Annotated in this window: 16 protein-coding genes and 1 pseudogene; 16 read left to right on the forward strand and 1 reads right to left on the reverse strand. The window is 61.3% G+C overall.

Features of this window, described 5'->3' with window-relative positions; genetic code table 11:
* Positions 1-15: 15 nt before the first annotated feature.
* Genes fliF through fliJ form a run of 5 tightly spaced genes read left to right on the forward strand, consistent with a single transcriptional unit; the run spans position 16 to position 5,418 of the window.
* On the forward strand, positions 16-1,803 hold the full coding sequence (gene fliF, locus ACOYXG_RS07335; RefSeq protein ID WP_027614236.1) for a flagellar basal-body MS-ring/collar protein FliF: 1,788 nt from the start codon (positions 16-18) through the stop codon (positions 1,801-1,803).
* A complete protein-coding gene (fliG, locus tag ACOYXG_RS07340) occupies positions 1,796-2,815 on the forward strand; it encodes a flagellar motor switch protein FliG (protein WP_007920042.1) in 1,020 nt (339 codons plus the stop codon). Before fliF ends, fliG begins: the two co-directional genes overlap by 8 nt.
* Before the next feature lie 4 nt (positions 2,816-2,819).
* Positions 2,820-3,614: a flagellar assembly protein FliH gene (fliH, locus tag ACOYXG_RS07345; RefSeq protein WP_460356778.1), complete on the forward strand. Its 795-nt coding sequence runs from the start codon at positions 2,820-2,822 to the stop codon at positions 3,612-3,614.
* Entirely contained in the window at positions 3,604-4,962 is a 1,359-nt protein-coding gene (fliI, locus tag ACOYXG_RS07350) for a flagellar protein export ATPase FliI (protein WP_007966241.1), read from the forward strand. The genes fliH and fliI overlap by 11 nt, the downstream gene beginning before the upstream one ends.
* Positions 4,963-4,968: 6 nt before the next feature.
* Positions 4,969-5,418, forward strand: a complete 450-nt coding sequence (fliJ, locus tag ACOYXG_RS07355; RefSeq protein WP_095139370.1) for a flagellar export protein FliJ — start codon at positions 4,969-4,971, stop codon at positions 5,416-5,418.
* Positions 5,419-5,453: 35 nt separating this feature from the next.
* Here the strand turns inward: fliJ and ACOYXG_RS07360 are convergent, their stop codons facing one another.
* Entirely contained in the window at positions 5,454-5,807 is a 354-nt protein-coding gene (locus ACOYXG_RS07360) for a hypothetical protein (protein WP_027613907.1), read from the reverse strand.
* Positions 5,808-5,943: 136 nt separating this feature from the next.
* Between ACOYXG_RS07360 and ACOYXG_RS07365 the strand changes: the two are divergent.
* The 11 genes and pseudogenes from ACOYXG_RS07365 to fliQ form a co-directional block, all read left to right on the forward strand.
* Positions 5,944-6,054 (forward strand): annotated as a pseudogene (locus ACOYXG_RS07365) (flagellar export protein FliJ); the annotation flags it as partial.
* Between the two features lie 192 nt (positions 6,055-6,246).
* Positions 6,247-6,552: an STAS domain-containing protein gene (locus ACOYXG_RS07370; RefSeq protein ID WP_103368110.1), complete on the forward strand. Its 306-nt coding sequence runs from the start codon at positions 6,247-6,249 to the stop codon at positions 6,550-6,552.
* Between the two features lie 5 nt (positions 6,553-6,557).
* Entirely contained in the window at positions 6,558-8,255 is a 1,698-nt protein-coding gene (locus ACOYXG_RS07375; protein WP_460356784.1) for an ATP-binding SpoIIE family protein phosphatase, read from the forward strand.
* 37 nt (positions 8,256-8,292) lie between these two features.
* The gene (locus ACOYXG_RS07380) at positions 8,293-8,640 is read left to right on the forward strand and encodes an Hpt domain-containing protein (protein ID WP_027613911.1); all 348 of its coding nucleotides are present in this window, start codon (positions 8,293-8,295) and stop codon (positions 8,638-8,640) included.
* 106 nt (positions 8,641-8,746) lie between these two features.
* Positions 8,747-10,138 (forward strand): flagellar hook-length control protein FliK, encoded by a 1,392-nt coding sequence (locus ACOYXG_RS07385; protein ID WP_460356787.1) that lies wholly within the window; start codon positions 8,747-8,749, stop codon positions 10,136-10,138.
* A gap of 213 nt (positions 10,139-10,351) precedes the next feature.
* Complete coding sequence (fliL, locus tag ACOYXG_RS07390; RefSeq protein ID WP_047599975.1) at positions 10,352-10,855, forward strand: flagellar basal body-associated protein FliL; 504 nt, start codon at positions 10,352-10,354, stop codon at positions 10,853-10,855.
* 9 nt (positions 10,856-10,864) lie between these two features.
* A complete protein-coding gene (gene fliM / locus ACOYXG_RS07395; RefSeq protein WP_003222890.1) occupies positions 10,865-11,833 on the forward strand; it encodes a flagellar motor switch protein FliM in 969 nt (322 codons plus the stop codon).
* Positions 11,834-11,885: 52 nt separating this feature from the next.
* Positions 11,886-12,347 (forward strand): flagellar motor switch protein FliN, encoded by a 462-nt coding sequence (fliN, locus tag ACOYXG_RS07400; RefSeq protein WP_460356791.1) that lies wholly within the window; start codon positions 11,886-11,888, stop codon positions 12,345-12,347.
* Positions 12,348-12,800: a flagellar biosynthetic protein FliO gene (gene fliO / locus ACOYXG_RS07405; protein ID WP_460356794.1), complete on the forward strand. Its 453-nt coding sequence runs from the start codon at positions 12,348-12,350 to the stop codon at positions 12,798-12,800. It abuts the gene before it with no gap.
* Positions 12,800-13,558 (forward strand): flagellar type III secretion system pore protein FliP, encoded by a 759-nt coding sequence (fliP, locus tag ACOYXG_RS07410; RefSeq protein WP_115990419.1) that lies wholly within the window; start codon positions 12,800-12,802, stop codon positions 13,556-13,558. The genes fliO and fliP overlap by 1 nt, the downstream gene beginning before the upstream one ends.
* Positions 13,555-13,824 (forward strand): flagellar biosynthesis protein FliQ, encoded by a 270-nt coding sequence (gene fliQ / locus ACOYXG_RS07415; RefSeq protein ID WP_007920026.1) that lies wholly within the window; start codon positions 13,555-13,557, stop codon positions 13,822-13,824. The genes fliP and fliQ overlap by 4 nt, the downstream gene beginning before the upstream one ends.
* Positions 13,825-13,826 lie beyond the last annotated feature (2 nt).

Consider the following 13,826-nt stretch of genomic DNA (forward strand, 5'->3'; position numbering starts at 1 on the left):
GGACGAGATTGAGTCATGGCAGAAGCAGTCGCCGATAACGTTCCGGCCAAGGCCACCCCGATAGACGGCAAACCGCCGCTGTTCGGCCTGTCCTTCCTGGAAAACCTCTCCGAGATGACCATGCTGCGTCAGGTGGGCCTGTTGGTCGGCCTGGCTGCGAGCGTGGCGATTGGCTTTGCCGTGGTGCTGTGGTCGCAGCAGCCGGATTACCGTCCGTTGTACGGCAGCCTTGCCGGCATGGACGCCAAGCAGGTCATGGACACCCTGGCCTCCGCCGACATCCCTTACACCGTCGAGCCGAACTCCGGCGCCTTGCTGGTCAAGGCTGACGACCTGTCCCGTGCGCGGATGAAACTCGCGGCCGCTGGTGTCACTCCCAGCGACGGCAACATCGGTTTCGAAATCCTCGACAAGGAACAGGGTCTGGGCACCAGCCAGTTCATGGAAGCGACCCGTTACCGTCGCGGTCTCGAAGGCGAACTGGCGCGCACCATCTCCAGCCTGAACAACGTCAAGGGCGCTCGCGTGCACCTGGCGATTCCGAAAAGTTCGGTGTTCGTGCGTGATGAGCGCAAGCCAAGCGCTTCGGTACTGGTCGAGCTGTACTCCGGGCGTTCGCTGGAGCCGGGTCAGGTGGTCGCGATCATCAACCTGGTGGCGACCTCCGTGCCTGAGCTGAGCAAATCGCAGATCACCGTCGTCGATCAGAAGGGCAACCTGCTCTCCGATCAGGCGGAGAACTCCGAAATGACCATGGCTGGCAAGCAGTTCGATTACAGCCGCCGCATGGAAAGCATGCTGACTCAGCGCGTGCACAACATTCTGCAGCCGGTACTGGGCAACGATCGCTACAAGGCTGAAGTGTCGGCCGACATCGATTTCAGTGCCGTCGAATCAACTGCCGAGCAGTTCAACCCGGACCAGCCGGCATTGCGCAGCGAGCAGTCGGTCAACGAACAACGCACCGCCAGCAATGGCCCGCAAGGTGTGCCGGGTGCCCTGAGCAACCAGCCGCCAGCGCCGGCCTCGGCCCCGCAAACCACCGGTGGTGCGCAAGGCTCTACCGGCATGATTCAGCCAGGTCAGCCACTGGTCGATGCCAACGGTCAGCAGATCATGGACCCGGCCACCGGCCAGCCAATGCTCGCGCCGTACCCGGCGGACAAGCGTCAACAATCCACCAAGAACTTCGAGCTCGACCGTTCCATCAGCCACACCAAACAGCAGCAGGGTCGCCTGAATCGTCTGTCGGTGTCGGTTGTGGTCGACGATCAGGTCAAGGTCAACGCGGCCAACGGCGAAACCACCCGCGCGCCGTGGAGCGCCGATGAGCTGGCGCGCTTCACCCGTCTGGTGCAGGACGCGGTCGGTTTCGACGCCAGCCGTGGCGACAGCGTCAGCGTGATCAACATGCCGTTCTCCGCCGAACGCGGTGAAGTGGTTGCCGATATTCCGTTCTACTCCCAGCCATGGTTCTGGGACATCGTCAAACAAGTGCTGGGTGTGTTGTTTATCCTGGTGCTGGTGTTTGGTGTGCTGCGTCCGGTGTTGAACAACATCACCGGCGGCGGCAAAGGCAAGGAGCTGGCCGGTTTGGGCAGCGACGTGGAACTCGGTGGCATGGGCGGCCTGGACGGCGACCTGGCCAACGACCGCGTGAGCCTCGGTGGTCCGCAGAGCATTCTGTTGCCGAGCCCGAGTGAGGGTTACGACGCACAACTGAATGCAATCAAGAGCTTGGTGGCCGAGGATCCGGGTCGCGTGGCTCAGGTCGTGAAAGAGTGGATTAACGCAGATGAGTGATAACCGAGCCGCAACCGTCAAACTGAACAAGGTCGACAAAGCCGCGATTCTGCTGCTGTCCCTGGGTTCCACCGATGCCGCGCAAGTGCTGCGCCACATGGGCCCGAAAGAGGTTCAGCGGGTCGGTGTGGCCATGGCCCAGATGGGCAACGTCCATCGCGAGCAGGTCGAGCAGGTCATGAGCGAGTTCGTCGACATCGTCGGCGACCAGACCAGCCTCGGCGTCGGCTCCGACGACTACGTGCGCAAAATGCTTACCCAGGCCCTGGGCGAAGACAAGGCCAACGGCCTGATCGATCGCATCCTGCTCGGTGGCAACACCAGCGGCCTCGACAGCCTGAAATGGATGGAGCCGCGCGCAGTTGCCGACGTGATCCGTTACGAACACCCGCAGATCCAGGCGATCGTGGTGGCGTACCTCGACCCGGATCAGGCCGGTGAAGTACTGGGCAACTTCGACCACAAGGTGCGTCTGGACATCATCCTGCGCGTGTCGTCGTTGAACACCGTACAACCGGCTGCGCTGAAAGAGCTGAACCAGATTCTCGAGAAGCAGTTCTCCGGCAACTCGAATGCCTCGCGCACCACCCTGGGTGGCATCAAGCGTGCGGCGGACATCATGAACTTCCTCGACAGCTCGATCGAAGGCCAGCTCATGGACTCGATCCGCGAAGTCGACGAAGACCTGTCCGGTCAGATCGAAGACCTCATGTTCGTGTTCAACAACCTCGCCGACGTCGACGACCGCGGCATCCAGGCGCTGTTGCGCGAAGTGTCCTCCGACGTGCTGGTGCTGGCCCTCAAGGGTTCGGACGAAGGCGTCAAAGAGAAGATCTTCAAGAACATGTCCAAGCGTGCGGCCGAACTGTTGCGCGACGACCTCGAGGCCAAAGGCCCAGTGCGCGTCAGCGACGTGGAAACCGCGCAGAAAGAAATCCTCACCATTGCCCGTCGCATGGCCGAAGCCGGCGAAATCGTGCTCGGTGGCAAGGGCGGCGAGGAAATGATCTAAGCCCATGGACAAGCATGACGAGTCAGTGACGGATCTGATCCGCGCCCGCGATGTCCGTGGTTTCGAATCCTGGGCACTGCCCAGCTTCGATCCGCCGAAACCGGAACCCGAGCCGGAACCGCCGGAAATGGAAGAAGTGCCGCTGGAAGAAGTCCAGCCACTGACCCTGGAAGAACTCGAAAGCATCCGTCAGGAGGCTTACAACGAGGGCTTTGGCATCGGCGAGAAGGAAGGTTTTCACAGCGCCACGCTCAAGGTGCGTCAGGAAGCCGAAGTGGCGCTGGCGGCGAAACTGGCCAGCCTCGAGCAACTGATGACCCATCTGTTCGAGCCGATTGCCGAGCAAGACACGCAGATCGAAAAGTCGCTGGTCGACCTCGTGCAACACATCACCAGACAGGTGATCAAGCGCGAACTGGCCATCGATTCCAGCCAGATCGATCACGTCATGCGTGATGCGCTCAAGCTGCTGCCGTTGGGCGTGGAAAACGTGCGTCTGTACGTCAATCCGCAGGACTTCGAGCAGGCCAAGGCCTTGCGCGAGCGTCATGAGGAATCCTGGCGCATCGTCGAAGACGACTCGCTGCTGCCGGGCGGTTGCCGGGTTGAAACCGAGCACAGCCGCATCGACGCCAGCATCGAGACCCGCGTGACCCAGGTCATGGCCAAACTGTTCGACCAGTTGCACGAACAGGCTCTGCACCCGGCCGCGCCGGACCTGAGCCTGGACATTCCTGAAGAAAGCCAACTGGCGGCTGCGCCTGAAGAGCCGCTCGCGGACACCCCCGATGCGCCTTGAACGCACCAGTTTCGCCAAGCGCCTCAGCACCTATGCCGACGCCACTGAAATCGCCGGCGCGCCGATTCTTGAAGGCCGCCTGCTGCGCATGGTCGGCCTCACCCTCGAAGCCGAAGGCCTGCGCGCCGCCATGGGCACGCGCTGCCTGGTCATTAATGACGACAGCTATCACCCGTCCCAGGTGGAAGCGGAAGTCATGGGTTTTTCCGGCAGCAAAGTCTTTCTGATGCCGGTCGGCAGCGTTGCCGGTATTGCCCCGGGTGCCCGTGTGGTGCCGCTGGCCGAAACCGGGCGCCTGCCGATGGGCATGAGCATGCTCGGTCGCGTACTCGACGGCGCCGGACGTGCGCTGGACGGCAAGGGCGGGATGAAGGCGGAGGACTGGGTGCCGATGGACGGCCCGACGATCAACCCGCTCAACCGTGACCCGATTCACGAACCGCTGGACGTCGGCATCCGTTGCATCAACGGTCTGCTGACGGTCGGGCGTGGTCAGCGTCTGGGTCTGTTCGCCGGTACCGGTGTCGGTAAATCGGTGCTGCTGGGCATGATGACCCGCTTCACCGAGGCCGACATTATCGTCGTCGGTCTGATCGGTGAGCGGGGTCGAGAAGTTAAGGAGTTCATCGAGCACATCCTCGGTGAAGAAGGCCTCAAGCGTTCGGTGGTCGTCGCCTCGCCGGCGGACGATGCGCCGCTGATGCGTCTGCGCGCGGCGATGTATTGCACGCGCATCGCCGAGTATTTCCGCGACAAAGGCAAGAACGTCCTGTTGCTGATGGATTCGCTGACCCGTTTCGCTCAGGCCCAGCGGGAAATCGCCCTGGCCATCGGCGAGCCGCCGGCGACCAAGGGGTATCCGCCCTCGGTGTTCGCCAAACTGCCGAAATTGGTGGAGCGCGCCGGTAATGCGGAGAAGGGCGGCGGTTCGATCACTGCGTTCTACACCGTATTGTCCGAAGGCGATGACCAGCAGGATCCGATTGCCGACTCGGCGCGGGGCGTGCTCGACGGCCACATCGTGTTGTCCCGGCGTCTGGCCGAGGAAGGGCACTACCCGGCCATCGACATCGAAGCGTCGATCAGCCGGGTGATGCCGGCCGTGGTCTCGGCGGAGCACATGCAGCGCGCGCAGTATTTCAAGCAGCTGTGGTCGCGCTATCAGCAGAGCCGCGATCTGATCAGCGTCGGCGCTTACGTCGCCGGTGGCGACCGCGAGACCGATCTGGCGATCTCGCTGCAACCGCAATTGACCCGCTACCAGCGACAGGGCCTGAACGACAAGATCAACATGGGCGAGAGCCAGGCTTACCTCGAAACCCTGTTCGCGCCTGCGGCGGGTGGGTAACCGGCCATGGCCGTGAGCCGAGCTGCGCGTCTGGCACCGGTGGTGGAAATGGCCGAACAGGCCGAGAAAACCGCCGTGCAACGCCTGGGTTACTTTCAAGGCCAGGTCAAAGTCGCTGAAAGCAAACTCGCCGACCTCGACGCCTTTCGTCTGGATTATCAGGAACAGTGGATCGTGCGCGGCAGCGACGGAGTTTCCGGGCAATGGCTGCTGGGTTATCACGGCTTCCTCGCGCAACTGGACACCGCGATCGACCAGCAGCGCCAGAGTCTGGTCTGGCACCAGAACAACCTGATCAAGGCGCGCGATGCCTGGCAGCAGGCGTTCGCCAAGGTCGAAGGCTTGCGCAAACTGGTGCAGCGCTACCGCGAAGAGGCGCAACGCCTCGAAGACAAGCGCGAGCAGAAGCTGCTGGACGAGTTGTCGCAACGCTTGCCGCGGCACGATCCGTATTAACGTGCCGCAGCAGTGGTGCTAGAGGATGGTCTGAGTCATTGGGCTAATATTTCGAACCTGAGCATTGCGGAGAAACCCACTAATGTAGAGTCACGGGTTACGACGAAGAACGCATGTACTTGTTTGCCCTCAAGTTCCGAAAACCTGGTGCGGTCGACGTCCGTGCCCCATAGCTCCTGCTCACGATAGATCTCAATAACATCCAGGCTGGGGTAGGGGGTGTCGGCTATAAGGTAAAGCGTAAGTGTTTCGCCTATTTTATTAGGGTAGCGCGCCACCACGGTGCATTTACGATTTCTACCCAGGAATTCATCGTAGGTCATGATGTGTGGTGACTGGGTGTTATGCAGGAACGGTGCTTCGAAAAATCCAACTTTAGGCGAGTTCATGATGCAGTCCTTTGACCTGAGCGCAGCGAAATTGCTGCCGCTTGATTAAGGTCTATGCCTCTTTCCTCGGTCTACTGTCAGATCTGACAGTGGCGACAAGCGGCAGTCGCGGAGTGGCTGCAGCTCACTGTTTCTCCTTCGCAAACGGGTGCAGCGCTACGGCGAAGAGGCGCAACGCCTCGAAGACAAGCGCGAGCAGAAGTTGCTGGACGAGTTGTCGCAGCGCCTACCGCGACACAACCCTTTTCAAATTGCCCAAAAACTCCCTGTGGGAGCGGGCTTGCTCGCGAAGGCGGTGTGTCAGAGACACCAATGTTGACTGACACACCGCTTTCGCGAGCAAGCCCGCTCCCACATTTGCTTCTGCGCTGAGCCTTGCCCCAACCCTGTCCAGGTGCTAAACCTTGTACACGTTCGTCAATGACAAGGAAGCCAGTCAATGTCAGTCGTTACAGAAGTCTCTCCGGATGGTCAAAAACTGACGATTTCGGTCAAGGGGCGGTTCGATTTTGGGCGCCATCAGGAGTTTCGCGAGTCCTATGAGCGACTTGACCAGAAACCCGACTCCATCGTGGTTGATCTGAAAGATGCCACCTACCTCGACAGCTCCGCGCTGGGCATGCTGCTCCTGCTGCGTGATCACGCCGGCGGCGACGAGTCGGACGTGCGCGTGATCAACAGCAACTCCGACGTGCGCAAGATCCTCGCCATCTCCAACTTCGACAAACTGTTCGACATCAGTTGACGGCCATGCAGGCGCAAGAGCCGCTGACGATCCTGATCGCCGAAGACAGCGCCGCCGACCGGTTACTGTTGTCGACCATCGTCCGCCGCCAGGGGCACGAAGTGCTGACCGCCGCCAATGGCGCCGAAGCGCTCGAGGTGTTCAAGCGTCAGCCACCGCATCTGGTGCTGATGGACGCGATGATGCCGGTGATGGACGGCTTCGAAGCGGCGCGGCAGATCAAGGCGCTGGCGGGGGAAACCCTGGTGCCGATCATCTTTCTGACTTCGCTGACCGAAAGTGAAGCGCTAGCCCGTTGTCTGGAGGCGGGTGGCGACGACTTTCTGGCGAAGCCTTACAACCAGGTGATCCTCGCCGCCAAAATCAAGGCGATGGATCGCTTGCGCCGCTTGCAGGCCACGGTGCTGCAACAGCGTGACCTGATCGCCAGACATCACGATTACCTGCTCAACGAACAGCGTGTGGCCAAAGCCGTTTTCGACAAGGTCGCGCATTCCGGTTGCCTGAGTGCACCGAATATTCGTTATCTGCAATCGCCCTATGCGTTGTTCAACGGCGACCTGCTGCTGGCGGCCTACACCCCGGCCGGCGACATGCATGTGCTGCTCGGTGATTTCACCGGTCACGGATTGCCGGCGGCGGTGGGGGCGATGCCGCTGGCCGAAGTGTTTTACGGTATGACCGCCAAGGGTTACGGCCTGGCCGAGACCCTGCGCGAGATGAACGCCAAGCTCAAGCGCATCCTGCCGGTGGACATGTTCTGCTGCGCGACCATGCTTTGTCTGAGTTTTCAGCGGCGTTCGGTAGAGGTGTGGAACGGCGGCATGCCTGACGGTTATCTGCACCGGATCGCCACCGGCGAACGTGTGCCGCTGGCGGCGCGCCATTTGCCGCTGGGGGTGCTCAGTCCGCAAGCGTTTGATGATCGCACCGAAGTACAGACCATGGCCGTGGGTGACCGGGTGTTCCTGCTGTCGGACGGTGTGATCGACACCACTGACGCCGACGACCGCTTGTTCGGTGTCGAGCGTTTGCAGCAACTGTTTGCCGCCAATCGTGAGCCGGACAACCTGTTCGCCGAGATCGAGCAGGCCTTGCACGCCTTTCGCGGCGAGCCCCGCGACGATGTGAGCATGGTCGAGATCAGCTTGCTGGAGGCGGCGCAGGTGATGCCGTCGGCGCCGGTGTATTCCGACAGCGGTCAATCCTGTCCGCTGGACTGGTCGGTCAGTTTCGAGTTTCGCGGGGCGACGCTCATGCGCTTCAATCCGTTGCCGTATCTGCTGCAGTTGTTGCAGGAAGTGCACGGTTTGCGCACCCAGGGCGGGGCGATCTACGGCGTGCTCGCCGAGCTTTACTCCAACGCGCTGGAGCACGGTGTTCTTGGTCTGGATTCCAGCCTGAAGCGAGATGCCAGTGGCTTCGCTCGTTACTATGAACAGCGCAACGAGCGGCTCGAAGCCCTGCAGGACGGTTACGTGCGCGTGCATCTGCAGGTCAAGCCGCAAGGTGCCGGGGGGGGGCTGGTGATCCGCGTCGAGGACAGCGGCAAGGGTTTTGACGTGGCGCGGGTAATGGAGCGGCCGCTGGACGGTGTCCGTCTGTCGGGGCGCGGTGTCAGCCTGGTCCGGCAGTTGGGGCATAACGCCAGTTGGTCGGACGAAGGTCGCAGTGCTTGCGTGGAGTTTTTCTGGGAGGGTTGAGGCATAATTCGCCGATTCTTGATCAAGGAGTGAACAAGTGACTGACACACATATTGATCGCGAGGCGCTGAGCGTACTGCGCGAAGTCATGGAGGAGGGTTATCCGGAGCTTCTGGATACCTTTCTGGCCGATTCCGAAAGTCGCTTGGCTGAGCTGCAGAACACGGCGGATGCCAAGGCTTTGTCTGAAGTTGCCCACAGCTTCAAGGGCAGCGCCAGCAACATGGGGGCTGTCCGGTTGGCGGCGCTCTGCCAGGAGCTGGAATCGGAAGCCAAAAATAAAAGCCCCTCGGATATTGCCAGGCTGGTGGCTGACATCAGTGGCGAGTTCGCCGATGTCCGCCCGATCTACGAAGACGAACGCCAGCACGCCCTGACCCATTGAATCCTGCCGTCCGGCGCTTTTCGCAAGCGCCGGACAAAACTGGCCCGACACTTGCAATATTCCTCGTCAACTGTACCTACGATCCCAGTGCAGCGGAGACCGTGTCATGCCTGCGACCCCCAATGTTCTTCTTCAATCTGCCGCCCAGGCCAAGGCGCAAGCCGCCGCCGCGAAAACGCCGGTCATGGCCGCAGACACCGGGGACAAGGCCTCAAGCTTCGCTCAGGTGTTCGCCGATCAAGGCCCGAAAAAGACTCTTGCGAACTCTGACAGTTCGTTGAAACCGGCGCGCGACAAGGTTGCCGACAACAGCGACAAGAAAGATTTCGCCAAGGATAAGTCTGCCGCCACGCAACAGACTGTTGCCGATAGCGGCAATGCCTTGCCAGCCGACAAGACCGCGTCGACCACCACCGATGATCAGGCCGCCACTGACAAGGCCGCCGCCGATGCGGCCGCTGACAGCGCGCAGACGCCAGTGGCCGACACCACCCCGGTGGATCCGGCGCTGGATCCGGCACTGGCGCAAACCGTGCAGCCGCTGGTGACCACGCCGGTGGTGGCAGCGCCAGTCGCTGCAACACCGGAACCGGCCAAAACCGAAACGCCGGTCGTGGCCGCCACCTTGGCGCCAGCCGTGGTCAAAGATCCGGCGGCATCAACCGATAGCGCGTTCGACCCGGCGGCCGATCCACTCGACTCGTTGCCGGCGCTGCGTATGGCGATGGAGCAGGGCGGGCACATTTCCGCCAGCAGCCAGGCCCAACCGAAAGCTACGCCGGCCCAGACTCAGGCCGACGGTGAATTGACTGCGGCGCAGAACTTCGCTGCCGGCATGGCGAGCATGCTCGACGTGCAGGCCGACAAGGACAGCACCAGTCAGAATGGTGAAAAGGCCTTCAGCGGCCTGATCGACGATGGCCTGAAAGATCTGAAGGCTGCTACCAGCGACACCCGTGTCGATGATTTCGCCAACCGTCTGGCGGCGCTGACTCAGGCGGCCACTCCGAAAACCGCGAACGCGGTGCCGGTGAATCAACCGATCGCCATGCATCAGAGCGGCTGGACCGAAGAAATCGTCAACCGCGTCATGTACCTGTCCAGCGCCAACCTGAAGGCGGCGGATATTCAATTGCAGCCGGCGGAACTGGGGCGTCTGGATATTCGGGTCAACATGGTTCCGGACCAGCAGACCCAGGTGACCTTCATGAGCGCGCACCCAAGCGTGCGCGAAGCGCTCGACGGTCAGATGCATCGCTTGCGTGACATGTTCACCCAGCAGGGCATGGGCCAGGTCGACGTCAATGTCTCCGACCAGAGCCGTGGCTGGCAGGGGCAGGGTCAGGAACAGGCGCAGCAAGGCCAGAGCGGACGCACCAGCGCTGCAGGTGGTCGACTGGATTCGGCGGAAGAAGAATTGGCGCCTGTGAGCGTGGCTGAAGCCGCTGCACAAACCACCAGCGTGATCGGCAGCAGCGCCGTCGACTACTACGCCTGATACAACGCTGTATCCCCCCTGTGGGAGCGGGCTTGCTCGCGAATGCGGTTGTTCAATCGACATCAATGTCGGCTGACACACCGCATTCGCGAGCAAGCCCGCTCCCACATTGGTTTTACAGTGCCTTCCAATCTGTCCCGACACTTCTGGCATAACACTTGCTCTTGCCTTGCCGTGCGACTGTGAAAACCCGATTAGTGACGGATTATTGGCATGGCGAAGAGCGAAGCAGCAGCTGTAAAAGACCCCGCGACCAAAGGCAAACTCAAGATGATCATCCTGATCGTGGTGGCTCTGCTGCTGGCGATCGGTGTGTCCGTGGGCGCGACCTGGTACTTCATGCACAGCGCTCAGAGCAAGCCTGCCGCAGCGGCCGAGGCTGCGCCGGTCGGCAAGCAACCGGCGATCTTCGAGCCGATGGCGCCGGCGTTTGTCGCCAACTACAACCAGAACGGCCGTCAGCGCTACATGCAGGTGAGCATCACCATGCTGGCGCGTAACCAGGCCGATCTGGAAGCGCTCAAAGTGCACATGCCGGTGATCCGCAACAACTTGGTGATGCTCTTCTCCGGTCAGGATTTCGCCACGCTGGCGACCCCGGTCGGCCAGGAGATGTTGCGCCAGAAGGCTACCGCCAGCGTCCAGGAAGTGGCGCAGAAAGAGCTGGGCAAAGTGGTGATCGAACAGTTGCTTTTCACTAATTTCGTACTGCAGTAGGAACACGACATGGCCGTGCAGGATCTGCTGTCCCAGGATGAAATCGACGCGCTGTTGCATGGCGTCGACGATGGTCTGGTACAGACCGATAACGCTGCCGAACCCGGCAGTGTCAAAAGCTACGACCTGACCAGCCAGGATCGCATCGTCCGTGGACGCATGCCGACTCTGGAGATGATCAACGAGCGTTTTGCCCGTTACACCCGCATCAGCATGTTCAACATGCTGCGCCGCTCGGCGGACGTTGCCGTCGGTGGCGTCCAGGTGATGAAGTTCGGCGAATACGTGCACTCGCTGTACGTGCCGACCAGCCTCAACCTGGTCAAGATCAAACCGCTGCGCGGCACCGCGCTGTTCATCCTTGACGCCAAACTGGTGTTCAAACTGGTGGACAACTTCTTCGGCGGCGACGGCCGTCACGCCAAGATCGAGGGGCGTGAATTCACCCCGACCGAACTGCGTGTGGTGCGCATGGTGCTGGAGCAGGCCTTCGTCGATCTGAAGGAAGCCTGGCAGGCGATCATGGAAGTCAATTTCGAGTACATCAACTCGGAAGTGAACCCGGCCATGGCCAACATCGTCGGCCCGAGCGAAGCAATCGTGGTCTCCACCTTCCACATCGAACTCGATGGCGGTGGCGGTGACCTGCACGTAACCATGCCGTACTCGATGATCGAGCCGGTGCGTGAAATGCTCGATGCCGGTTTCCAGTCGGACCTCGACGATCAGGACGAGCGCTGGGTCAACGCCCTGCGTCAGGACGTGCTCGATGTCGATGTACCGATCGGCGCCACTGTGGCCCGCCGCCAGTTGAAGCTGCGCGACATCCTGCACATGCAGCCGGGGGATGTGATCCCGGTCGAGATGCCGGAAGACATGATCATGCGCGCCAACGGCGTACCGGCCTTCAAGGTCAAGATGGGCTCGCACAAAGGCAACCTCGCGTTGCAGGTGATCGAGCCGATCGAGCGTCGCTGAAGCGGCGCTTTTCCCCCACGCATTTAACTGAATTGTTGCCCGCCGAGGACAAATGATGAACGAAGAAATGAACGCCCAGGACGATCAGGCACTGGCCGACGAATGGGCTGCGGCCCTGGAAGAGACCGGTGATGGTAGCCAGGCTGACATCGACGCGCTGCTGGCCGCCGACGCTGGCGCTGCAAGCTCCAACCGTCTGCCGATGGAAGAGTTCGGCAGCGTGCCGAAGAACAACGATCCGGTGACCCTGGACGGTCCGAACCTGGACGTGATCCTCGACATCCCGGTGTCGATCTCGATGGAAGTGGGCAGCACCGACATCAACATCCGCAACCTGCTGCAACTGAACCAGGGTTCGGTGATCGAGCTCGATCGTCTGGCCGGCGAGCCGCTGGACGTACTGGTCAACGGCACGCTGATCGCGCACGGTGAAGTGGTGGTGGTCAACGAGAAGTTCGGCATCCGCCTGACCGACGTGATCAGCCCAAGCGAACGCATCAAGAAGCTGCGCTGAGTGAAACGGTTTCTCTGGGCTTTGCTGGCACTGCCATTGAGCGTGCTGGCCGCCGAGCCGTCGACGGCGACCACCGTGCCTGCTGCCACCGCGCCGATGGTCAGCAGCGGCGTGGCCGGGCAACTGACGCAACTGGTGTTCGGTCTGTTGCTGGTGCTGGGCTTGATCTTCTTCCTCGCCTGGCTGCTGCGCCGGGTGCAGCAGGCAGGGCCGGCGGGCAAGGGCCAGGTGATCGATCTGATCGGCTCCCGCGCACTCGGTCCGCGTGACCGGTTGATGCTGGTGCAGGTCGGCAACGAGCAGATTCTGCTCGGCCTCAGCCCCGGCACCATCACCGCGCTGCATGTGCTCAAGGAGCCGGTGCAAGTGCCGAGCAGCAGCGAAAAAGCGACCACGGAATTTGCCCAGCATCTGCTGAAGATTCTCGGCAAGGATCAGAAGGATAAGAAGTAATGGGTGCGCTACGCATCGTCTTTTTGCTGGCCCTGATGCTGGCCGCGCCGCTGGCATTCGCCGCCGACCCGTTGTCGATCCCGGCGATCACGCTGGGCACCAACGCCGATGGCGCGCAGGAGTATTCGGTCAGCCTGCAGATCCTGCTGATCATGACGGCGCTGAGCTTCATTCCGGCGGCCGTGATCCTGATGACCAGTTTCACCCGGATCATCATCGTCTTCTCGATCCTGCGTCAGGCCCTCGGCCTGCAACAGACGCCGTCGAACCAGATCCTTACCGGCATGGCCCTGTTCCTCACCATGTTCATCATGGCCCCGGTGTTCGATCGGGTGAACAACGATGCGCTGCAGCCGTATCTGGCGGAAAAACTCACCGCGCAGCAGGCGGTGGAAAAGGCTCAGGTACCGATCAAGGACTTCATGCTCGCCCAGACCCGCACCAGCGATCTGGAGCTGTTCATGCGTCTGTCCAAGCGCACTGACATTGCCACCCCGGATCAGGCGCCGCTGACCATTCTGGTGCCGGCGTTCGTGACGTCCGAGTTGAAAACCGCCTTCCAGATCGGCTTCATGATCTTCATTCCTTTCCTGATCATCGACCTGGTCGTGGCCAGTGTGCTGATGGCGATGGGTATGATGATGCTCTCGCCGCTGATCATTTCGCTGCCGTTCAAGATCATGCTGTTCGTGCTGGTGGATGGCTGGGCGCTGATTATCGGCACCCTGGCCAGCAGTTTCGGAGGTGTCTCGCCATGACGCCGGAAGTTGCGGTCGATATCTTTCGTGAAGCCCTTTGGCTGACCACATTGATGGTCGCGATTCTGGTGGTGCCGAGCCTGTTGGTCGGCCTGCTGGTGGCGATGTTCCAGGCCGCCACGCAGATCAACGAACAGACCCTGAGCTTCCTGCCACGTCTGCTGGTGATGCTGGTGACCCTGATCGTCGCCGGCCCGTGGATCGTGCAGACGTTCATGGAATACATCATTCAGTTGTACAAAAACATTCCGATGGTCATCGGCTAAGC

The sequence above is a fragment of the Pseudomonas sp. G3-39 genome (assembly GCF_054790485.1).

What these genes read in the sequence shown, in the direction of transcription:
- fliM (WP_003222890.1), top strand. Translation starts at nt 10,865, where the DNA reads ATGGCCGTGCAGGATCTGCTGTCCCAGGATGAAATCGACGCGCTGTTG.
- fliF (WP_027614236.1), top strand. Translation starts at nt 16, where the DNA reads ATGGCAGAAGCAGTCGCCGATAACGTTCCGGCCAAGGCCACCCCGATA.
- fliI (WP_007966241.1), top strand. Translation starts at nt 3,604, where the DNA reads ATGCGCCTTGAACGCACCAGTTTCGCCAAGCGCCTCAGCACCTATGCC.
- fliG (WP_007920042.1), top strand. Translation starts at nt 1,796, where the DNA reads ATGAGTGATAACCGAGCCGCAACCGTCAAACTGAACAAGGTCGACAAA.
- ACOYXG_RS07375 (WP_460356784.1), top strand. Translation starts at nt 6,558, where the DNA reads ATGCAGGCGCAAGAGCCGCTGACGATCCTGATCGCCGAAGACAGCGCC.
- fliP (WP_115990419.1), top strand. Translation starts at nt 12,800, where the DNA reads ATGGGTGCGCTACGCATCGTCTTTTTGCTGGCCCTGATGCTGGCCGCG.
- ACOYXG_RS07360 (WP_027613907.1), bottom strand. Translation starts at nt 5,807, where the DNA reads ATGAACTCGCCTAAAGTTGGATTTTTCGAAGCACCGTTCCTGCATAAC.
- fliH (WP_460356778.1), top strand. Translation starts at nt 2,820, where the DNA reads ATGGACAAGCATGACGAGTCAGTGACGGATCTGATCCGCGCCCGCGAT.
- ACOYXG_RS07370 (WP_103368110.1), top strand. Translation starts at nt 6,247, where the DNA reads ATGTCAGTCGTTACAGAAGTCTCTCCGGATGGTCAAAAACTGACGATT.
- fliL (WP_047599975.1), top strand. Translation starts at nt 10,352, where the DNA reads ATGGCGAAGAGCGAAGCAGCAGCTGTAAAAGACCCCGCGACCAAAGGC.
- fliJ (WP_095139370.1), top strand. Translation starts at nt 4,969, where the DNA reads ATGGCCGTGAGCCGAGCTGCGCGTCTGGCACCGGTGGTGGAAATGGCC.
- fliQ (WP_007920026.1), top strand. Translation starts at nt 13,555, where the DNA reads ATGACGCCGGAAGTTGCGGTCGATATCTTTCGTGAAGCCCTTTGGCTG.
- ACOYXG_RS07385 (WP_460356787.1), top strand. Translation starts at nt 8,747, where the DNA reads ATGCCTGCGACCCCCAATGTTCTTCTTCAATCTGCCGCCCAGGCCAAG.
- fliN (WP_460356791.1), top strand. Translation starts at nt 11,886, where the DNA reads ATGATGAACGAAGAAATGAACGCCCAGGACGATCAGGCACTGGCCGAC.